Origin of the sequence: Campylobacter sp. 7477a (genome assembly GCF_014892335.1) — a bacterium.
Classification (GTDB): domain Bacteria; phylum Campylobacterota; class Campylobacteria; order Campylobacterales; family Campylobacteraceae; genus Campylobacter_A; species Campylobacter_A californiensis.
Genome location: NZ_JADBJH010000004.1, coordinates 59,098 through 80,124, shown reverse-complemented (window position 1 = coordinate 80,124; position 21,027 = coordinate 59,098). Strand labels below are relative to the sequence as shown.

Genomic DNA, 21,027 nt, shown 5'->3' with positions numbered 1-21,027 from the left:
ATGGGATATGAAAGTTTTGTTATAAAAGATCCAAGAGTTGCTAAGATAATCGAAAATGCAAAGAAATTTGACATAGAAGCACTTGAAAACGAAGCTATGCTTAAGACTTTGCTTGCTTCTCAAAAATTTACTCTTAGTCAAAACGAGCGTGATAGCATAGAAGAAATTTTCGTAAAATTAATGAAAATAGAAGAGGAAATTCAGTTAAGTAAATAGCAGGGATTGTAAATAAAATACAGACGCTTCGCATTATATTCTATGTGCACCAAATTAGGTGATGAAACTTTATAATTATTTTTAAGATAAAGTTGTAAAATAATAAGCAACAATGTAAAATACTGGATTTATGAGATCGTTGATAAAAAATTTATTGCATATTTTAAAGAGAATAGGCTTTTTATGTTAAATGAAATCAAAAATAACAGTGTTTATTGTAAAAACTTTTTCAAATAAAGGCATAGTCTATTATGCAAAACCGTATTTTTAGAAAAAAAGATCCTGAACACAATCATGTTTTAGCAATATTTTTGTATTTGATTATTGCTTACCAAAACTTTTATTAATATTTTAAAACATTGATAACCCAAACACTCTTTAGTGAATATGTTTCTAATGAAGAGATAATCAAAGATATGCTCGTAATTAGAAATAAGCTGTTGGACTTTAAAATAAAATCATCAAATGCTATTAAAAACAAAAGCAGAATGCATGAATTTTATAAAACTTTAAACAAGTCATTTGCAATGCCAAACAAGCAACTTGGCAATAAAATTTAGCTTAAATTTATAAATTTTTAAGTATAATCCAACCTTTAATTCACACACATCAATCCTAAAATTTGGTTGCGACATCTTTAAAATGTCGTTAAAGGGTGTGGAGGAAAAACCTAAATTTCGGGCAAAGCCCACAAGGAGAACCACAATGGTAACTATGAGAGATTTGTTAGAGTGCGGCGTTCACTTCGGACACCAAACACGCAGATGGAACCCAAAGATGAAAAAATTCATTTTTGGCGAGAGAAAAGGTATCTATATTATAGATCTACAAAAAACTATCCGCTACTTCCGCTATACTTACAACATCGTTCGTGACGCGGCAGCTGAAGGTAAAACTATCCTTTTTGTAGGTACTAAAAAACAAGCTGTAGAAGCTATAAAAGAGTATGCTGAAAAATGCGGTATGCCTTATGTAAATCACCGCTGGTTAGGTGGTATGATGACAAACTTCGGAACTATCCGCCAATCAATCCGCAAACTAGAAGTAATCGAAGCTATGGAAGAAGACGGCTCTATTAACCTTCTAACTAAAAAAGAAGCTCTAATGCTACGCCGCAAAAAAGAGAAACTAATCGCAACTCTAGGCGGTATTAGAAATATGAAAAATTTACCGGATATGGTATTTGTTGTTGATACTGTTAAAGAGAAAATCGCAGTTCAAGAAGCAAACCGCTTAAAAATGCCTGTTATCGCTCCGATCGATACAAACTGCGATCCTGATGTTGTTGATTATCCAATCCCTGGCAACGACGATGCGATCCGCTCTGTTCAACTTTTCTGCCAAGAGATGGCTGAAGCTATAAATGAAGGCAAAGCACTGCTTGAGCAAGATGCTGACGAAAATGTAAAAGAAGAAGTTAGCCAAGACGAAAAAGACGCAGTTGTAGCTGAGGCTGTTAGTGAAGAAGATTTTGCGGAGGATGAAGAGTAATGGAAATCACTGCACAAATGGTTAAAGAGCTCCGTGAAAGCACTGGAGCTGGCATGATGGATTGCAAAAAAGCTCTTGGCGAAGCAAACGGCGATATAGAAAAAGCCGTTGATATTTTACGTGAAAAGGGCTTAGGTCAGGCTGCTAAAAAAGCCGACAGACTAGCAAGCGAGGGTCTTGTTAGTGTTGAAGTATGTGCTGAGTGTAAAGCTGCAACTATTAGCGAGATCAACTCTGAGACCGACTTTGTTGCTAGAAATCCACAATTTCAGGCTTTAACAAAAGACACTACTGCTCATATCCAAGCTAAATCTATACAAGACGTAGAGACTTTAAATTCAAGCGTAATCAACGGCGTAAAATTTGAAGAGTATTTCAAAGGTCAGATCGCAACTATCGGTGAAAACCTAGTTGTTAGACGCTTTGAAACTATCACTGCTGATGCAAACGGCGTTGTAAACGGCTACGTTCACTCAAACGGACGTGTTGGTGTTTTAATCGGAGCAGCTTGCGAGAATGCGACTGTTGCAGCAAAAGCACAAGAATTTATAAGAAATTTATGTATGCACGCAGCTGCTATGAAGCCAAGCGTGATAAGCTACAAAGATCTTGATAAGGAATTTGTAGGAAAAGAATTTATAGCGCTTCGCGCAGAGCTTGAAAAAGAAAATGATGAGCTTAAACGTTTAGGCAAACCGCTTCATCATATCCCTGAGTATGCAAGCCGTTGCCAAATCGGTGAAGCAGAGCTTGAAAAAGCCAAAAAAGATATAGAAAACGAATTAAAAGCTGAAGGTAAGCCTGAAAAAATTTGGGACAAAATCATACCTGGCAAGATAGATAGATTCTATGCCGATAATACTGTTCTTGATCAACGTTTAACGCTTCTTGGACAATTTTACGTAATGGATGATAAAAAAACCGTAGAGCAAGTTATAGCGGAAAAAAGTGCTGAACTTGGCGGTAAGATCGAGATCGTAAAATACGTTCGCTTTGAACTTGGCGAAGGTTTAGAGAAGAAAGTTGATGATTTTGCTGCAGAAGTTGCAGCTCAAATCGGCTAAAATGCAAATTTTAAGAGCGTCTAATCTAGGCTTTGCGTATGATTATACGCTCTTTGATAATATAAATTTAGAATTAAACTCTGGCGAAAGCACCGCTATACTTGGAGTTAGCGGTTGTGGTAAATCAACCCTTCTTCACATTCTGTCCACACTTTTAAAGCCAAATTTTGGCGAAGTTGTATACGGCAGCAAGTCGCTTTACTCACTATCGCAAAATGAACTTATAAAAATTCGTAGATTTGACTTTGGTATCATTTTTCAAGCCCACTATCTTTTTAAGGGGTTTAGTGCTTTAGAAAATATCGAGCTAGCAAGCATTTTGTCAAACGAGCCTATCGACAAAAGCTATCTTGATGCACTTAAAATTTCACATGTTCTAAACCATAAAGTTGGCGAACTAAGCGGCGGACAACAACAACGTGTTAGTATTGCAAGGGTGCTAAGTAAAAAACCACGTATAATTTATGCAGACGAGCCAACAGGGAATTTAGATAAAGATACCGCAAATGATGTGATGAATGTTCTTTTTGAATACATAAAATCAAATGATGCGAGCCTCGTACTGGTAACTCATGATAACGAGCTAGCCGCAAAATGTGACCACTCATATCATCTTGAGAACAAACAACTTTTAAAAATTTCTCTTTAAATTTAAAGCACAAACTGGTCATATTAAGTTAAATTTCAATCCGCTAAAGTTTAAAATTTATCCAAACAAAACGCAAAAAACGCTAAAATCACGTAAAAATTTTAAAAAAGAGCAAAATGGAGTTAGTTCAATTTTTAGGCGCGGATCGCGTTATAACATTTATGTTGCTTTTCGCACGCCTTAGCGGACTTATCGTATTTTTTCCGTTTTACTCGCATAATCAAATTCCTCTAACTGCAAAAACCGTCTTTGCCATGCTTTTAACGATAGTACTCTTTCCTATGTCTCATGTTCATGATCATGCCATAAATTTTTTAGTTTTAGATATTTTAAGCGAACTCATGCTTGGGCTTTGTGCTGGAGTTTTGTTAAATATCGTCTTTGGCATGCTTCACATGGCTGGCGAGCAAATATCTATGGTTATGGGCTTTTCGATGGCGACTGTGCTTGACCCACAAACCGGTATAAATTCGGCAGTTATTGCTAATATACTAAATTTCATGGCACTTATGACGTTTTTGTTTTTTGACGGGCATCATTTGATTTTGCAGTTTTACGCCTCTTCTTTAGCGCAAATTCCGCTTGGCGACTTTTATCCAAGAGCCCAGATCGCGCACTATATGATTAAAATTTTTTCTGAATTGTTTATGTTTGGATTTATCTTGGCATTTCCTATTATCGCGCTTTCTTTACTGTCTGATGTGATATTTGGTATGCTTATGAAGACAATGCCACAGTTTAACCTTTTAGTCGTTGGCTATCCGATAAAAGTTACTATCGGTTTTGTTGTTTTGATTGCGATTTTGGCAGGTGTTATGAAGGTGATTAGCGATATTGCTTTAAGAGTTATTAACGATCTGCCTACCCTGTTTTTTTAAAATTAAGAAAAGAGCAATGAAAAATATCATAAAATATTAGATTTAGGTTTAAAGGAGAGATGATGAGGGTTGCGCTTATAAATAAAAATCCGGCTGTTTCACGTTTGATAACACTAAGTTTAAATAAAATCGGAGTCGGTTATGACGAGATTGATGATATTTTAGAGCTTCAAGAGTCATTTGACTGTATCGTGATCGACAGTGATATTGAAATTTTAGATGTTGATTTAAGCCAGCACTCAAATAGCGTCATCGCGCTTGTTCCTCGCGGCAGTCAAAAACCGGAATTTGCCGATGCTTATCTTGAAAAACCGTTTTTACCTACTGAATTTATAAGCTTGTTTGAAGAGACTACGTCAAATGCCAAGCCGGTTACTCATGTAGAAGATAGTGCTAAATTTCATGATTTTGAAGATGATCTTAGTATGCCTGATGAGCTTGGAGGCTTTGATGATTTTGAGCTGCCTAGTATAGACGAGGAGCATAAAGATAAGCCTGATGATGATTTGGAAAATTTTGAAGATCTCGATTTGAATGATTTAAATTTAGATAGCATAAACGAAGATGAAGATCTGCCAAGCGAAGAAGACAACAACTTGCTAGAAGAGCTTAGCAAGGATAATCTTGATAGTCTTGACGAGCTTGATGAATTTAGTGAATCAGAAGATATAAAAGACGTTAAAGAAAAGCAAGAAGAGCTTGATGATACTCTTTTAAATGAAGAGCTAAGTCAAATGCAAGAGGCAAAAGAGAATTTATTGGACGAAGATTTGAGCGAAGAAAAAGAAGAAGACGTAGAAGATGTAAATGAGATAGATGAGCTAAGTTCTTTGGTTGACGAGATAGATCATATGAGTGAAAGCGACAGTGAAGATGTCGGTAAAGATGAGGATAATGAGCCAAAAGATGACATTATCGATGATTTGCTTGATAGTTTGGACACGCAAGAACTAGACGAAGAATTTACAGATTCTAAAAAAGATGTAGAGTCAAAACAAGAGCTTGAAATTGATGAAAATTTAATACAAGAAGACGAGCTACAAGAGGATGAGCTTTTAGCTGATGAGATTGGGGAAGAAGTGAGTGAAGTCACACAAGAAAACATAGAAGAGATACATGATATTAATGAGATAGACCAGGCATTAATGATGAAAGCATTTGGGCTTGACGGAGCTAAAAGTGAGCAAGATAGCCTTAGTGAACCTAAAGAGCAAACACAAGATATAAAAGCTGAACTTAGTCAAAAGATAACCGAACAGATAAAAAAATCGTTAAATGACAGTGCTTTAAAAGAAGCCTTAAAAGATATGAATATAAAGATAAATATAAGCTTTGAGGAGAAGTAGTGAAGGGTCAAATTTTACTCATCAGCGGTCCTAGCGGCTGTGGTAAAAGCACTCTTTTAAGCAGGCTCTTTAAGGAGGAAAAAGGGCTTTATTTTTCTATCTCAAGCACAACAAGAGCCATAAGAGACGGCGAAATAGACGGTGTTCATTATCATTTTATAAGCAAAGAAGAATTTGAAGACGGTATAAAAAAAGATGAATTTTTAGAATGGGCGCAGGTTCATAAAAACTACTACGGCACAAGTTTAAAGCCGGTAAAAGAGCAGCTTGAGCGTGGAAATATCGTTGTTTTTGATATAGACGTGCAAGGGTTTGCCATAGCAAGAGAGAAATTTAAGTCCGAGATAACATCTGTTTTTGTCACTACTACAAATAAAAAAGAGCTAAAAAAACGTCTTGAAAAGCGCAATACCGACAGTCCCGAAACTATAGAAAACCGTTTAATGAACGCAGTCGGGGAGATGGAACACATTTTGGAGTATGATTATTTTTTAATAAATGATGATATAGAAAAAAGTTATCGCGGGTTAAAGTCTATCGTTCGGGCTATGCGTTTAAAAAGTACAAATATCAATCTTCGTGAAACGATCGATAATTGGATTGATTGTTAAAATTTAAAATTTATGCTAAAATCACGCTTTTAATTTAAGGAGAAAAGATGGGTATCAGTGTTCAACAGTTGTTAATAATACTTGCTATTATCGTTTTATTGTTCGGTGCTAAAAAAATTCCTGAGCTTGCAAAAGGTCTTGGTAAGGGTATCAAAAGCTTTAAGGCTGAAATGGAAGATGATAAGCCTGTAGAAAAAGTTGAGAAAAAAGAAGAAGATGCCGTTGACGCAAAGGTTAGCGAGAGTAAAACAGAGAGCAAAAACGCATAGGCTTTAGAAGTTGAAAGAGATAGTAAAATCTGAAATTTTAAAGATTATCGGACGCGATTTTGTTCTTGAAAAACCAAAAGATAAAAATTTAGCCCACTATGCTACACCGTTAGCCTTTTCTTTGGCAAAAGAGCTTAAGCGTTCGCCTATGGCTATAGCACAAGAATTTGCCGATAAATTTAAAGACAATGATCTTTTTGAGGTTAGTGCGGTTAATGGCTATTTAAATTTTAAATTAAAGGGCGAATTTTTGGACTCTTGCGCAAGCAAGGCTTTGCAAGATGGAGAAAATTTTGCCTCCTCAAAACCTAAAGATAAAAGCTTGTTGATCGAATACATCAGCGCAAATCCCACTGGTCCGCTTCATATAGGTCATGTTAGAGGAGCGGTTTATGGCGATACTTTGGCTCGTATCGGAAGATATATAGGCTACGATATACAAACCGAGTACTACATAAATGACGCGGGCAATCAAATAGACCTACTTGGTACCTCTATTTCACTTTGGGCTCGTGAAAATCTACTTGGTCAGAGTGTAGAATACCCTGAAAAATACTACCGTGGCGATTATATAGAAGATATCGCAAAAGCTGCACTTGAAAAATTCGGCAAAGAAATTTTTACAGACGAGAGTAAAAATTTAGATCTAGCGGAATTTGGCAAAGATATAGTGCTAGATATCATCAAAAAAGATCTATCGGATGCAAATATTTTTATTAAAAATTGGGCTAGTGAAAGGTCGTATTACGATAAGCTAGAGGCAACTATCGCAAAATTAGAACGCTCAAATCAAATGTATAAAAAGGACGGAGCAACTTATATTGCTTCTACAAAACTTGGCGATGATAATGACCGTGTCGTTGTTAGAGATGACGGCAGGCCTACGTATCTAGCAGGTGATATAGTTTATCATAATGATAAATTTGAACGTGGATATGATGAGTTTTTAAATATTTGGGGAGCTGATCATCACGGGTATATAACTCGCCTAAAAGCTGCTATAAATTTCTTAGGTTATGATGAAAATCGCCTTGAAATTTTACTTATGCAAATGGTTAGTTTGCTAAAAGACGGCAAGCCGTATAAGATGAGCAAACGTGCTGGTAACGCCATACTTATGAGCGACATTACCGCTGAGATTGGAGCTGATGCTTTAAGGTTTATTTTTATAAGTAAAGCAAACACGAGTAGCCTTGAATTTGACGTAGATGAGCTTAAAAAAGAAGATAGTTCAAACCCTATTTTTTACATAAACTACGCTCACGCAAGGATAAATCAAGTATTTGGTAAGGCACAAAAAAGTGTTACCGATGTTATAGATGCATCGCTTGATCTGCTTGATGATAGCGGTAAAAATTTGCTTTTTGAAGCGCTTACTTTAAATGAAATTTTAGAAGATGCTTACTCGCAAAGAGCTTTGCAAAAGTTGCCTGATTATCTAAAATCGCTTTGTGCGAATTTCCACAAATTTTATAATGAAAACCGCGTTATAGGAAGTAAAAACGAAGATGTTTTGCTTAAGCTTTTTGCGGTTGTTGCGCTTAGCATAAGAACAGCTCTAACTCTTATGGGTATAACTGCAAAAGAGCGCATGTAGCGAGAAATGAAACAGACACTAAAGCATATTTTTGAGTTTAAATTTGCTTGGCTGTGTCTGTTTTTTCTGGCTATTTTAGCTATTTTTATATCGCATTTTCCACCTTTTAGCACATTTCATCTTAGTCCACTTATGGTCGCTGTGTTATTTGGTTGTATGGTGGTAAATTTTTCCCCTAAAAGTTCTAATACACTTAAAAAAACAGGAATTTTGAGTATAGCCACAAAGCAAATTTTGCGCTTTGGTATCATACTTTTTGGCTTTCGTATAAGTTTTGATAGTATTAGTGAGCTTGGAATTTATGGTATTTTATTTGTTGCTTTGGTTGTATTTTCGACATTTGCACTTGCGATCTTTATAGGCAAGTGGCTTGGTCTTGGCAAGAGTTTGAGTGCGCTTATCGGCTCTGGTAGCGCTATATGCGGTGCGGCTGCCGTTATGGCGAGTGCAAGCACGATAAAGGCAAGCGAGCAAGATACGGCAAGTGCTATATGCACTGTTGTGCTGTTTGGAACGATAGGCATGTTTGTTTATCCGTTTATTTTTAAAGTTGGGTTGCTTGGTTTTGATGCAGATATGATGGGAAGATTTACCGGTGCTTCACTTCATGAGGTTGCTCATGTTATCGCTGCTGGAGCAAATATTTCAGAGAGTGCAAAAGCTAGTGCTGTTATCGTAAAAATGCTTAGAGTGCTTACTTTGGTGCCATTTTTGATCGTTTTGTCTATATTTTTTCGTTCAAACAAAAGCGGTAAAATGAGTGTGTTTCCGTATTTTGCGCTATACTTTTTTGCAGCGGTTTGTATAAATTCTCTCTTTGCTGTCCCTGAAATTTTACTTACCGCCATAAATCATCTTGCTACTTTTTTACTTTGTGCGGCCATGTGTGCACTTGGTTTTGGGCTAAATAAAAATACATTTGCAAACATGGGCTTTAAGCCATTCTTGCTTGCAGCTTTGCTGTTTGCCTGGCTGTTTGTATTTTGCTTTTCGTATATTAAATTTATTTTTTAGGAGATACTTTGAGTTTGATTAAAGCTATTGAAAATTTTAAAAATGAACCAACAAAGGATAATGAAATTTGTCTAATAAACGAGCTAAAAAAGGCTGAATTTCTAGCCCCGGTTATACTTGCTGCACCGCTTGCAAAGCCTGACGGAAGTGCGGTTTATGAAGAAGAGGGGTCAAACATCAAATTTGCCCTACTTAGTGATGACGAAAACGACAAGAGCTATTTTCCTGCATTTACAAGCAGACAAGAGCTGATGAAATGGAGAAATGATAGCGAGCAAGAAGTTATAAATTTGCGATTAAAGGATTACGGGGCTATGTTGCTTGATGATAAAAATAATTATGAGGGTATCGTAATAGACGCATTTTCGCATTCGCTTATACTTGATTTAAATTTCTTTAGAGCTATTTTTAAAGACTAAATTTGTCAGGTTTATCTAAAAAAGCGTCGTTTTTTGATACAATCGCCAAAAATAAAGGATAAATATGAAATGGCAAGATAGCAGACAAAGCTCAAATGTCGAAGATAGACGTTCAAATTCACAAGTAAGTAGCGCTGGTTCGTTTGGTGCGCTTGTACCTATTATCAGATTTTTGATGGGTTCAAAGATCGGACGCATAGTGCTAGTTATCGGTGTTGTGGCCTATTTTATGGGTTACGATCCTCTTGCTCTTATCGACCAAGGAGCCGGCACAACTCAAAGTAAAGCCATAGATGATCCAAAGGAGAAAGAAAATTTTGCCTTTGTTTCTGCTGTTTTGGCAGAAACAGAAGATGTATGGGCGAATATTTTCAAAGAGCATAAAGCTTCATATGTGGAGCCAAATTTAGTACTTTTTAGAGGGCAAGTTTCTAGTGGATGTGGCTTTGCTAGCTCACAAGTAGGGCCTTTTTACTGTCCGGCGGATCAAAAAGTATATCTTGATTTAAGCTTTTTTGATGAACTTGAAAAGACGCATAAGGCGGGAGGTGATTTTGCTAGAGCTTATGTTATAGCTCACGAAATCGGACATCATGTGCAAAATTTAGTAGGAACGCTAAATAAAATTCAGTCACAAAAATCAGGCGTTTCACAAGTAGAGCAAAATGCACTTCAGGTTAAAGTCGAACTTCAAGCTGACTGTTATGCGGGAATTTGGGCGCACTATATGAATAAATATCAAATTTTAGATGACGGCGACATTGAAGAGGCATTAAATGCAGCTAGTGCAATTGGTGATGACACTTTGCAAAAAAAGCACCAAGGACATGTCGTGCCCGACTCTTTCACGCACGGTAGCTCAAAACAGCGCATGGAATGGTTTAAAAAGGGTTTTGAGGGTGGTAAACTAGCTTCTTGTAGTTTTTAAAAATCGTCGCGTTTATAAATTTAAATACTATAAACGCGACAAAAGTTAAATTCTTAGTTGTGTTGCTCTTTTAGCTTGCTTAAAAATTCTTCGATATTGTATCTTGCACGGTATTGTTGGCTCATAAGGTGTAAAAGTATGTCGCCAAGATCGCAGACAACCCACTCGCCAGAGCTTTCTATACCTAAAAACTGCTCGCCAAGTGGCTTAAGCTTCTCTTTTAGATCATCTGTTAGCGATAATGCGTGGCGCTCGCCCATTGTTGTCGCGATAACGACTTGTTTTACGAAATAATCCTTATCACTCATATCAAACACTTGTATCTCTTCGGCTTTTTTCTCGTCTAAAATTTTCACGATATTTTCTATGCGTTGTTGCATGCTAAGTTCCATATTTTTTCCTTGATAAAATTTTATGATTTCTTCTTTTAAGACTTCGGGCAAATTTTCTAAACATTCCGAATGTCTAATTTGCGATGAGCTAATGTCTACATGCGTGCCCATTTTTTGCAAATTCTCCGGTATATCTATGTGATCGCGCTCTGCTATTACAAATTTCACAAGTGTTTTTAGCCTTGTAAAATCATGCCATTTATCAAGCGTTGCAAGATGATCCGCTCCGATTATCAGATATAAATTTGAAATTTCGTATTTTTCATAAAGATGATCTATCGTTTCAATGGTAGGTACCGGACGAGCCTTATTGACTTCAAAATCTGAAATTTCAACCTTATCAAGATCTCCCCAAAGTCTTGTTATCCACTTTAAACGAAGTTCGGGAGGCGCGGAGTAGTCGCTCTTAAACGGACTTATAAAGGTCGGCATAATGACTAGCTTGTCTATATTTAGCTCATTTAAAGCCATTTTTACGACACTATCATGCCCTAAATGCGGAGGATCGAAGCTCCCGCCAAAAAATGCTATATTCAACTCTTGCCTTAAAATCAAATTCGTAGATTGTAGCATATTAAGCTAAAAACAAGCTATAAAATATCACAAATCCAAGTTTCTAATCTAAATTTAAAAACTAAAATCGTGATTATATTTAAAATTTAATTATTTTTCTTGATTTAGCTTTTTTTGTAGCTTTTTTTTGTAAAATTACAGTTACTACTTCAATTAAAGGAGCTGAAATGTCGGTTAAGATAGCTATAAACGGTTTTGGAAGGATAGGCAGATGTGCTGCACGTATCATTTTAGAACGCGATGATTGCGAACTTGTCGCAATAAACGACACCGCAAAAAGAGAAATGACTAGATATTTGTTGAAATTTGATACTGTGCATGGGGAATTTAAGCACGATGTTAAGGTTGTTAGTGATGATTGCATAGAGGTTGACGGAAAGAAGATAAAAGTTTATTCTACAAGAGATGCAAATGAGCTTGACTTTGCCGGATGTGGTGCAGACGTCGTTCTTGAATGTACCGGAGCAAATTTGACTTCAGAAAAATGCGAACCGTTTATTAAAAACGGTATTAAAAAAGTCGTTATGAGCGCACCGGCAAAAGACGACACACCAACTTACGTTATCGGCGTAAACACCGATGATTATAAAAATGAAGCGATCATATCAAATGCAAGTTGCACTACAAACTGCCTAGCGCCTGTAGCAAAGATTCTTGATAGTGCGTTTGGTATACAAAAGGGTTTGATGACTACGATCCATGCTTACACTCACGGACAAAGCATACTTGATGTTAAGGGTAAGGATTTCCGCCGCTCTCGTGCTGCTGCTGCAAATATGATACCAACTACAACCGGCGCGGCAAAAGCTATAGGCAAAGTCATGCCTCACCTGCTTGGCAAGATGCACGGACAAAGTATACGCGTGCCTATGCCAAATGTTTCTCTTGTTGATTTAACGGTTGTTTTAGGTAAACAAACGACAGTTGAAGAGGTAAATGAGGCATTTAAAAAAGCAAGTCTTAATGAATTTAAAAATTTAATCAAAATCGACGATGAATACCGCGTTTCAAGCGATTTTATGAGTGATCCTGCAAGTTCTATATTTGTCCCTGATACAACACAAGTTATCTGTGGCGACATGGTAAAAGTTTTGGCTTGGTATGATAATGAATGGGGCTACTCTGCACGCCTTGTAGACATGGGTGTGTTTGTGGGCAAAAGGGGCTAAAATGCACGGAATCATCTCGGTAAAAGATATAAATTTAGCAAATAAAAGCGTCTTTATAAGGTGTGATTTTAACGTTCCTATGGATGAATTTGGCAATATAACCGATGATAGGAGAATTTTTACTGCACTTCCTACCATAAAATACTGCCTTGATCAAGGTTGTAAAATAGTCCTTGCATCGCATTTAGGACGCCCTAAAAATGGCTACGAAGAAGCATTTTCGCTAAAGCCGGTAGCAAAGAGACTTTCGTTCTTACTGCACCAAGAGGTAAAAATGGCAACCGACGTTATTGGGCCTGATGCAAAAGAGAAAGCTAAAAATTTAAAACAAGGCGAGATTTTGCTTCTTGAAAATTTACGCTTTGAAAAGGGTGAAACTAAAAACGATGAAAATTTAGCTCGCGAGCTAAGTGGATTTGGCGAAGTGTATGTAAACGACGCTTTTGGCGTATGCCATAGAGCTCATGCTTCTGTTGAAGCCGTGGTTAAATTTTATGATGAAAATACAAAAGCTGCTGGATTTTTACTACAAAAAGAGATCGAATTTGCCGAAAAACTTATCAAAAAACCGGCTCGTCCTTTTGTTGCAGTTGTGGGCGGAAGTAAGGTTAGCGGCAAACTCCAAGCGCTTAAAAACCTACTGCCTCGCGTTGATAAACTCATCATCGGTGGCGGAATGGCGTTTACATTTTTAAAGGCCATGGGTGAAAATATCGGTAACTCGCTTTTGGAAGAAGAGCTTGTTGAAGAGGCATTAATGGTGCTTAAAAAAGGCAAAGAACTGGGTGTTAAAATTTATCTTCCTGTTGATGTTGTCGCGGCTCAAAGTTTTTCAAACGATAGTGCCGTTAAATTTGTAACTGCACAAGAGATTCCTGCAGGATGGATGGGGCTTGATATCGGTCCTGCTAGTATTAGACTTTTCCAAGAGGCGATAATAGATGCTCAAACTATCTGGTGGAACGGGCCGATGGGTGTTTTCGAGATGGATAAATTCTCTAAAGGCAGCATAAAAATGAGCCACAGCATCGCTGAAACACATGCAACTACGGTTGTTGGCGGAGGCGATACGGCCGATGTTGTCGCTCGTGCAGGAGATGCCGATGAGATGACCTTTATCTCAACTGGAGGCGGAGCAAGCTTAGAGCTTATAGAGGGCAAAGAGCTTCCAGGTGTCAAGCCTCTTAGACGAAGCGGTGTAGAGCAATGATATTTGCAGCAAATTTAAAGTGTAACCACACAAGGGATAGCTTTAATGAGTATGCTAAAATTTTAAATGAAAATTTAAAAGACAAAAATGTCCTCGTCTTTGCCCCTGCTACTACCTTTTTAAATGAGGAGTTTAAATTTACCCTTGGGGCGCAAAATTTCTATCCATGCGAAAGCGGCTCATATACGGGTGAGATAGGCAAGGCTATGCTTGATGAATTTAATATCAAAACCGTGCTTATCGGACATTCGGAAAGACGTGAAATTTTAGGCGAGAGCGAGGAGTTTTTGAGAGCTAAATTTGATTTTGCTGTCAAAAATGGCTGGAGAGTGGTTTATTGTATCGGCGAGAGCTTAGAGTTATTTGAGAGTGGAAAAACACGCGAATGGCTAGACTTACAACTTGCAAATATCGATCTGGGATATAAAAATTTAGTTATCGCCTATGAGCCGATCTGGGCGATAGGAACTGGTAAGAGTGCAAGCGCAGAGCAGGTGGGTGAAATTTTAGAATTTATAGCTTCAAAGACTAGTGCACCGCTACTTTACGGCGGAAGCGTAAATGCTAAAAATATCGCTGAAATTTGCAAGGTTAAACACTGTGGCGGAGTGCTAGTAGGAACAGCAAGTTGGGATGCTAGCAACTTCTTAAATTTAATAGCGTCGTGCTGAATTCTTTTGTGTGATTTTTGCGAAGCTAGAAAATTTCATCCCTCAACAAGCTATATGCCTAGTCTTGGGATGGAGTTTTGTCGCAATCACAAAAATCACCACAAAATATTTTCAGTGATAATAAAAAACAAATAAACAAAACTGCAAAGTATCGTGAGATTAAACAAAGCTGTTTGTAAATTTACAAATCAACAAAACATAAACTCACAGTATAAGCAGAATGACTAAGAGGATATAAAATGATAATGCAAGGTAAAAAGGGTCTAATCGTCGGTGTAGCTAATGCCAAATCAATTGCTTACGGTATCGCCGAGGCATGCCATAAACAAGGCGCAACCATGGCGTTTACATATTTAAATGATGCGCTTAAAAAACGTGTAGAACCCATAGCTGGGGAGTTTGGTAGTAAATTTGTTTATGAGCTAGATGTGAATAATCCAGCGCACTTAGAAGGTATAGCAGATAAGATAAAGGCGGATTTGGGCGAGATAGATTTCGTCGTTCATGCCGTAGCGTATGCACCAAAAGAGGCTTTAGAGGGCGAGTTTATTGACACCACAAAAGAGGCGTTTGATATCGCTATGGGAACGTCTGTGTATTCGCTACTAAGCCTTACAAAAGCCGTGATACCCGTGCTTAAAGAGGGCGGATCGATCCTTACGCTAACATATCTTGGCGGACCAAGATTTGTCCCGCATTATAATGTAATGGGTGTAGCCAAAGCTGCGCTTGAGAGCTCAGTGCGCTACCTTGCACATGATCTTGGTGCAAAAAATATCCGTGTAAATGCTATTTCGGCAGGTCCAATTAAAACACTTGCTGCAAGCGGTATAGGTGACTTTAGGATGATTTTACGCTACAATGAAGTAAACGCTCCTCTAAAGCGCAACGTAACAACCGAAGATGTCGGCAAGAGTGCGATGTATTTACTAAGTGATTTGGCTAGCGGTGTAACGGGTGAAATTCACTATGTAGACTGTGGATATAGCACGATGGGGATGGGTGATGTTGCAAAAGATAACGAAGGAAATACCATCTTAACGTGGGACGCGAAGTAGATAACAAGTCTATAAAATTTTTTGTATTTCATTCACTCAAAGCGGACGTGACTTCCGTCATCGCTCCGCAATGCACGAAAAACCTTTCTTGCTGCCGCTTGAAGGGTTTTTTGGTGTGTGGCTTTTCGTTCATAAGATACAAAACTTAATGCTATTGTTAAACAACCCTATTTTAGGGTAATATAAAATCTCTACACAAAACTACAAAATAAAGGATAACCATGTCAAAACTTTTCACACCTTTTAAAATCGGAAATTCTGTGATCAAAAATCGTATCGTAATGCCGCCGATGTGTATGTATAAGGTAAGGGACGATAATGGCTTTCCAAGATGCTTTCATAGGCTTCATTATGCTGCTCGCTCACTTGGTGGAGCAGGGTTAATCATCGTAGAAGCTACAGCGATTGAGCCAAGAGGTAGGATCACTCATAATGATCTTGGAATTTGGAATGACGAGCAAAAAGAAGCACACGCAAGACTGGTTAAGGAGTGCGTTAAATACGGAGCAAAAATGGCCATCCAGTTAGCGCATGCAGGACGAAAAAGTGAGTGTGACGACACGCCCTTGGCGTCAAGTGCACTCAAATTTAGCGATGAGTATCAAATTCCAAAAGTAATGAGTTTGGATGATATCGCGCAAGTGAAGTCAAATTTCATCAATGCGGCAATTCGTGCACAAAGTGCAGGCTATGAGATCATCGAAATTCACGCGGCGCACGGATATTTGATAAATCAATTTTTAAGCAAGAGTGTAAATAAGAGAGAGGACAACTATGGTGGAAGCTTTGAAAATCGCACAAGACTTTTAAAAGAAATTTTAACCGAAATGAGGGCAGCAGTAAGTATCCCTATCGGTGTGCGACTAAGCGCGGATAGCTGGAAAAGCGATGACTATGATATAGATGAGAGCGTGCGTCTTGCAAAAGAGCTTGAGAGCTTAGGGGCGGCATTTATTCATGTATCATCCGGCGGAGTGCATGCAAATGTCGATAGAGCGCCGAAATTTGTGCCGCTTTATCAAGCCGGATATGCAAAGGCTATCAAAGAAGTTGTAAAAATTCCTGTTATAGCGGTCGGACTTATAACTACAGCAAGCGAAGGCGAAGCTTTGTTGCTTGGAGATGTCTGTGACGGTGTGGCGTATGGCAGAGAGCTACTTAGAAATCCAAATTTTGCTCAAACGGCTATGAGAGATCTTGGTGAAAAAGAGCTTATAGAAAAGCCGTATAGAAGAGCTTTTTAAGTACAATAACTAAAATTTTAACTAGGTAACAAAATGAACAACGAACAAAAAACACTTACTATTATCGATACATTTGGATTTTTCTTTAGGCTTTATTATGCCATGCCGAATTTAAAAAATAGCGACGGAAAGCCAAGCGGAATGGTTAGCGGTTTTGCAAATTTCATTATGAATTTGGCTGAATTTAAAAGTGATTATATAATTTTTGCGCTTGATAGCAAGGGTAAAACTTTACGCCATGAAATGAGTGAGGCATATAAAGCTAATCGCTCAGAGCCACCATTGGCTCTTAAAGAGCAACTCCCGGTTTGCATCGATCTGATCGAAAAAATGGGGCTTTGTTCTATCTCGCGCGATAAATACGAAGCTGATGATATCATCGCAAGTGCGGTAAAAAGTTGCAAGGAGCAGGGCATTTTTGTGCGGATCGTTACCCACGATAAAGACCTTTATCAGCTTATCGAAGATGGTAAGGTAAGCATTTATAGCCCGCAAAGTAAGATCGAGCATGATAGTGCGAGTTGTGTTGAAAAATACGGTGTAAAACCTGAGCAAATTCGTGACTTTTTAGCACTTGTCGGTGATAGCTCGGATAACATCCCGGGCGTAAAAGGCATAGGTGCAAAGGGGGCTAAAAAGCTACTTGACGAATTTGGAAATTTAGACGGTGTGTATGAGAATTTAAGCTTAGTTTCAAACGAGCGTATAAGAAACATGCTGTTTGAAGGTAGAGATAGTGCCTTTTTTAGCAAAAAACTTGCTACTCTTTTTGATGATGTTGAAATTTCACTAGAAGATATAAAAAAGGCGAAATTTCCCGAGAAAAATCCTCTATTAAACGTCGCGGACGAGCTAAGGGAGTATAATTTAAATCGCATACTAAAATCTATACAAAACGAGAGTGAAAATACAACAAAAGAGCTTGGTTTTGAAGCGGTTTTGCTAACAAATGAGAGCGAGATAGAAGAGCTACTTTCAAACATAACCCCGGATACGCTTGTTAGCTTTGATACGGAAACGACTAGTATCGACGCTAGTAACGCGAGTATTGTCGGTTTTAGCTTTTGTTTTAACGATACAAAGGCGTATTATGTTCCTGTGGCTCACAGCTATCTTGGCGTGCCAAAGCAAGTTAGCCATGAGCTTGCCAAGTGGGCGATAGGGCAAATTTATAAAGGTTGTGTCATAGGTCAAAATTTAAAATACGACTTTAAGATCGTGTGGAATAATTTTGGCATAAAACCTCCTAAAAATTTTAAAGATACAATGATACTAGCCTGGCTTAGTGAGCCAAGTCTTGCAGTAGGCATGGATGCGCTTGCCAAGAGGCTTTATGAGTATGAAACGATAAAATTTGAAAGTGTGGTAAAAAAGGACGAGACATTTGCAAATGTTGTCCTAGAAAATGCCGTAAAATACGCAGCTGAAGATGCTTGGATAACTCTTAAATTTTATCATACGTTTTTAAATTTGCTTGATCCTGAACTTATAAAACTAGCTAATGACTTAGAATTTGAGTTTATTTTAACGCTATTTAATATGGAAAACGAAGGTATTGGGCTTGATGTGATGAAGATGAGGTCACTGATAGAAAGTAACGATAAAAATTTAAAGCGACTTACAAGTGAAATTTACGAGCTTAGCGGCGAAACGTTTAATATAAATTCCGTAAAACAGCTTGGTGAAGTGCTTTTTGAACACCTAAAACTTCCTGTAAAGAAAAAGACAAAAACAGGCTATAGCACCGATGAAGCAGTCCTTAGCGAGATCATCGACACTCATGCCGTGGTGGCTAAAATTTTAGACTATAGAGAGCTTTATAAGCTTCAAAGTACGTATTGTGAGCCGCTTTTAAATTTGGCTTTAAAAGATGAAGATAGAAGAATTTATACCAGCTTTTTACAAACCGGAACAAGCACAGGGCGACTCTCTAGTAAAAACCCGAATTTGCAAAATATCCCTGCACGCGGACGTATGGCAAAAGAGGTTAGGTCTGCTTTCATAGCTAAAAGAGGTTTTAGCTTGGTTGGACTTGACTACTCACAAATCGAGCTTAGACTTCTTGCGCATTTTAGTAAGGATGAGGCCTTGCTTAGGGCATTTGCAAACGATGAGGATATCCATGCAAGAACGGCGATTAGTATCTTTGGAGAGAGCAATGATCATAATCGCGCAGTGGCTAAAAGTATAAATTTCGGACTGATTTACGGTATGGGCTCAAGCAAGCTAGCTGCGCAAGTAGGCATATCAAGAGCCGAGGCTAAAGAGTATATCGAACGCTATTTTAGGGTATTTCCTAGTATAAAGGGCTTTTTGGAAGGTATCAAAACAGATGCTAAAAACAACGGTTTTGTAAAGACTTTGTTTAATAGAAAGCGGTATTTTGACTTTACAAACGCTACTCCTATGCAGATCGCAATGTATGAAAGAGAAGCTGTAAATACGAAATTTCAAGGCTCTGCGGCAGACATTATAAAGCTTGCCATGGTTGAAATTTCTCGTATAACAGACGATAGAGCCAAGATGTTGCTTCAAATTCATGATGAGCTTATCTTTGAAGTAGCCGATGAGTATGTTGATGAGTTTGGCGCAAAAGCTCAAAAGATAATGCAAGAAATTTATACTCTTAACGTGCCTTTGAAAACTTCGTTAAATAGCGCTAAAAACTGGGGTGAGTTAAAGTAAAAGCAAATAAGGCGGGAGTGCCCCCGCCTTTGGTTATTTTATAAATCCAACTTCTTTGATAATCTTTTCTACTGCGGCGTCTTTTTTCTCGTTAAATTTGATCTTGTTTTGCTCAAAAAGGTTGTTGCCGTGGGCGTCTATGGAGACGATTAATGGTCCAAATTCTTTCACGCGGCAGTTCCATAATGTCTCAGGCATGCCAAGATCTTTCCAGTTTGCACTCTCTATCTCTTCAACCTGAGTGGCTGCGATAACGGCACATCCTGCCGGAAACACGCAGTGTATCGCGCCAAATTTAGCGCAACCATCCATAGTGCCATCTCCCATGCCGCCTTTGCCTACTATCACTCTAACCCCGGTTTTTTCGATAAATTCTTTTTCAAATTTTTCCATTCTCATACTGGTTGTAGGCCCAACCGAGACTATCTCATACTGCTCGTCTCCTTCAAGCTTTCTTATGATAGGACCCGCGTGAAATATCGCTCCGCCGTTTATATCAAGTGGCAGGTCGCGTCCCTCTTCGACCACTCTTCTATGAGCTACATCACGGCATGTCACGATGTTGCCGCTAAGATATATTATGTCGCCGATTTTTATATCCTCTAAGTCTTTTGCACTAACCGGTGTGGTTAAAATTTTCTTACTCATATCTAAAATCCTTATGCGATGTTACTTTGTAGTTTAGGTTTTTATCCCAGATGATGTGCCCTTTTCTGTGCGACCAACAGCCGACATTTACGGCTACACCGATGACAGAAGGGTGTCTAGCGTTATTTTCTATATGCACGCCCATGACAGAGTTTTGACCACTCATGCCCTGAGGTCCAAGTCCGATAGAGTTTATACCATCTTCTAGCAAGCGCTCCATTTTGGCGGCTCTTTCGTTTGGATTATGAGTGCCAAGAGGTCTCATAAGCGCCTTTTTAGATAAAAGCGAAGCGACATCTATCGAAGTTCCGATACCGACTCCAACAAGTAGCGGAGGACAGGCGTTTAAGCCATAGCTTGTCATTATATCCATAACAAACTGCGTAACACCCTCGTATCCCATGCCTGGCATTAGCACGGTCGCTTTTCCTGGCAAGCTACATCCGCCACCAGCCATGTAGGTGTAAATTTCACACTCATCGCTATCAGGAACTATTTCCCAAAATACCGAAGGAGTGCCTTTACCGATGTTTTTGCCTGTATTATACTCATCAAATGTTTCAACACTGTTGTGTCTTAGCGGAGCTTCTTTGGTTGCTTTAAACGTAGCCTCTCTTAAAAGCTCTTCAAGTTCGCCAATAAGCGGGAAATTTGCTCCACATTTTATAAAATACTGCATAACGCCGGTATCTTGACAGGATGGGCGGTCTAGTTTTTTTGCTAGTTCTTGGTTTTTAAACATCGTTTCATATATCGTCTTTGCCAAAGGTGCACTCTCTTGCTTGCTTAGCTCCTCTAGCTTTGCAGTTACGTCATCTGGCAAGACTTTGCCGCTGTATCCAACAAATTTTGCCATGACATCGGTCATTTTTGCGACAGCTTGTTCTTTTTGCAT

The 21,027-nt window shown here is 38.3% G+C and carries 21 protein-coding genes; 18 read left to right on the top strand and 3 right to left on the bottom strand.

All coding sequences use genetic code 11. The features are described 5' to 3' along the window. The 12 genes from CCAL5182_RS02705 (at position 1) to ypfJ (ending at position 10,482) form a co-directional block, all read left to right on the top strand. Positions 1 to 216, top strand: a complete 216-nt coding sequence (locus CCAL5182_RS02705) for an acetyltransferase (protein WP_169937081.1) — start codon at positions 1 to 3, stop codon at positions 214 to 216. A gap of 705 nt (positions 217 to 921) precedes the next feature. Further along, complete coding sequence (rpsB, locus tag CCAL5182_RS02700) at positions 922 to 1,707, top strand: 30S ribosomal protein S2 (protein ID WP_169937083.1); 786 nt, start codon at positions 922 to 924, stop codon at positions 1,705 to 1,707. Further along, positions 1,707 to 2,771: a translation elongation factor Ts gene (gene tsf / locus CCAL5182_RS02695; protein WP_336610181.1), complete on the top strand. Its 1,065-nt coding sequence runs from the start codon at positions 1,707 to 1,709 to the stop codon at positions 2,769 to 2,771. The genes rpsB and tsf overlap by 1 nt, the downstream gene beginning before the upstream one ends. Before the next feature lies 1 nt (position 2,772). Continuing rightward, positions 2,773 to 3,420: an ABC transporter ATP-binding protein gene (locus CCAL5182_RS02690; RefSeq protein WP_169937086.1), complete on the top strand. Its 648-nt coding sequence runs from the start codon at positions 2,773 to 2,775 to the stop codon at positions 3,418 to 3,420. 116 nt (positions 3,421 to 3,536) lie between these two features. Continuing rightward, the gene (fliR, locus tag CCAL5182_RS02685; RefSeq protein ID WP_169971843.1) at positions 3,537 to 4,298 is read left to right on the top strand and encodes a flagellar biosynthetic protein FliR; all 762 of its coding nucleotides are present in this window, start codon (positions 3,537 to 3,539) and stop codon (positions 4,296 to 4,298) included. A 62-nt stretch (positions 4,299 to 4,360) separates the two neighbouring features. Further along, positions 4,361 to 5,644, top strand: a complete 1,284-nt coding sequence (locus CCAL5182_RS02680) for a hypothetical protein (protein ID WP_336610180.1) — start codon at positions 4,361 to 4,363, stop codon at positions 5,642 to 5,644. Next, positions 5,644 to 6,255: a guanylate kinase gene (gmk, locus tag CCAL5182_RS02675; RefSeq protein WP_169937092.1), complete on the top strand. Its 612-nt coding sequence runs from the start codon at positions 5,644 to 5,646 to the stop codon at positions 6,253 to 6,255. Before CCAL5182_RS02680 ends, gmk begins: the two co-directional genes overlap by 1 nt. A 47-nt stretch (positions 6,256 to 6,302) precedes the next feature. Next, on the top strand, positions 6,303 to 6,524 hold the full coding sequence (locus CCAL5182_RS02670) for a Sec-independent protein translocase subunit TatA/TatB (protein WP_169971841.1): 222 nt from the start codon (positions 6,303 to 6,305) through the stop codon (positions 6,522 to 6,524). Positions 6,525 to 6,534: 10 nt separating this feature from the next. Beyond that, positions 6,535 to 8,121 carry an arginine--tRNA ligase gene (argS, locus tag CCAL5182_RS02665; protein WP_336610179.1) on the top strand — a complete coding sequence of 529 codons (1,587 nt, stop codon included), beginning with the start codon at positions 6,535 to 6,537 and terminating at the stop codon, positions 8,119 to 8,121. 6 nt (positions 8,122 to 8,127) lie between these two features. After that, positions 8,128 to 9,135, top strand: a complete 1,008-nt coding sequence (locus tag CCAL5182_RS02660; protein WP_170000380.1) for a YeiH family protein — start codon at positions 8,128 to 8,130, stop codon at positions 9,133 to 9,135. An 8-nt stretch (positions 9,136 to 9,143) separates the two neighbouring features. Next, positions 9,144 to 9,554, top strand: a complete 411-nt coding sequence (locus tag CCAL5182_RS02655) for an SseB family protein (protein WP_169971838.1) — start codon at positions 9,144 to 9,146, stop codon at positions 9,552 to 9,554. 64 nt (positions 9,555 to 9,618) lie between these two features. After that, a complete protein-coding gene (gene ypfJ, locus CCAL5182_RS02650; RefSeq protein WP_169937101.1) occupies positions 9,619 to 10,482 on the top strand; it encodes a KPN_02809 family neutral zinc metallopeptidase in 864 nt (287 codons plus the stop codon). 53 nt (positions 10,483 to 10,535) lie between these two features. Here ypfJ and nadD read toward each other — a convergent pair whose 3' ends face one another. Further along, positions 10,536 to 11,411 (bottom strand): nicotinate (nicotinamide) nucleotide adenylyltransferase, encoded by an 876-nt coding sequence (gene nadD, locus CCAL5182_RS02645; protein WP_169971837.1) that lies wholly within the window; start codon positions 11,409 to 11,411, stop codon positions 10,536 to 10,538. Between the two features lie 203 nt (positions 11,412 to 11,614). Here nadD and gap point away from each other — a divergent pair, with 203 nt between their 5' ends. The 6 genes from gap to polA all read left to right on the top strand — a co-directional run bounded on the left by gap (position 11,615) and on the right by polA (position 19,484). Continuing rightward, positions 11,615 to 12,616 carry a type I glyceraldehyde-3-phosphate dehydrogenase gene (gap, locus tag CCAL5182_RS02640; RefSeq protein WP_169937105.1) on the top strand — a complete coding sequence of 334 codons (1,002 nt, stop codon included), beginning with the start codon at positions 11,615 to 11,617 and terminating at the stop codon, positions 12,614 to 12,616. A gap of 1 nt (position 12,617) precedes the next feature. Next, positions 12,618 to 13,826: a phosphoglycerate kinase gene (locus CCAL5182_RS02635; protein WP_169937107.1), complete on the top strand. Its 1,209-nt coding sequence runs from the start codon at positions 12,618 to 12,620 to the stop codon at positions 13,824 to 13,826. Continuing rightward, a complete protein-coding gene (locus CCAL5182_RS02630) occupies positions 13,823 to 14,497 on the top strand; it encodes a triose-phosphate isomerase (protein ID WP_336610178.1) in 675 nt (224 codons plus the stop codon). The genes CCAL5182_RS02635 and CCAL5182_RS02630 overlap by 4 nt, the downstream gene beginning before the upstream one ends. A 239-nt stretch (positions 14,498 to 14,736) precedes the next feature. After that, positions 14,737 to 15,555 carry an enoyl-ACP reductase FabI gene (gene fabI / locus CCAL5182_RS02625; protein ID WP_336610177.1) on the top strand — a complete coding sequence of 273 codons (819 nt, stop codon included), beginning with the start codon at positions 14,737 to 14,739 and terminating at the stop codon, positions 15,553 to 15,555. Between the two features lie 221 nt (positions 15,556 to 15,776). Then, positions 15,777 to 16,799, top strand: coding sequence for an NADH:flavin oxidoreductase/NADH oxidase (locus tag CCAL5182_RS02620; RefSeq protein WP_336610176.1), 1,023 nt, complete (start codon positions 15,777 to 15,779; stop codon positions 16,797 to 16,799). Positions 16,800 to 16,832: 33 nt separating this feature from the next. Beyond that, the gene (gene polA / locus CCAL5182_RS02615; protein ID WP_336610175.1) at positions 16,833 to 19,484 is read left to right on the top strand and encodes a DNA polymerase I; all 2,652 of its coding nucleotides are present in this window, start codon (positions 16,833 to 16,835) and stop codon (positions 19,482 to 19,484) included. A gap of 33 nt (positions 19,485 to 19,517) precedes the next feature. Here polA and ttdB read toward each other — a convergent pair whose 3' ends face one another. Further along, a complete protein-coding gene (gene ttdB, locus CCAL5182_RS02610) occupies positions 19,518 to 20,132 on the bottom strand; it encodes a L(+)-tartrate dehydratase subunit beta (protein WP_169971833.1) in 615 nt (204 codons plus the stop codon). Beyond that, positions 20,125 to 21,027 (bottom strand): L(+)-tartrate dehydratase subunit alpha, encoded by a 903-nt coding sequence (gene ttdA / locus CCAL5182_RS02605; RefSeq protein WP_169937119.1) that lies wholly within the window; start codon positions 21,025 to 21,027, stop codon positions 20,125 to 20,127. The genes ttdB and ttdA overlap by 8 nt, the downstream gene beginning before the upstream one ends.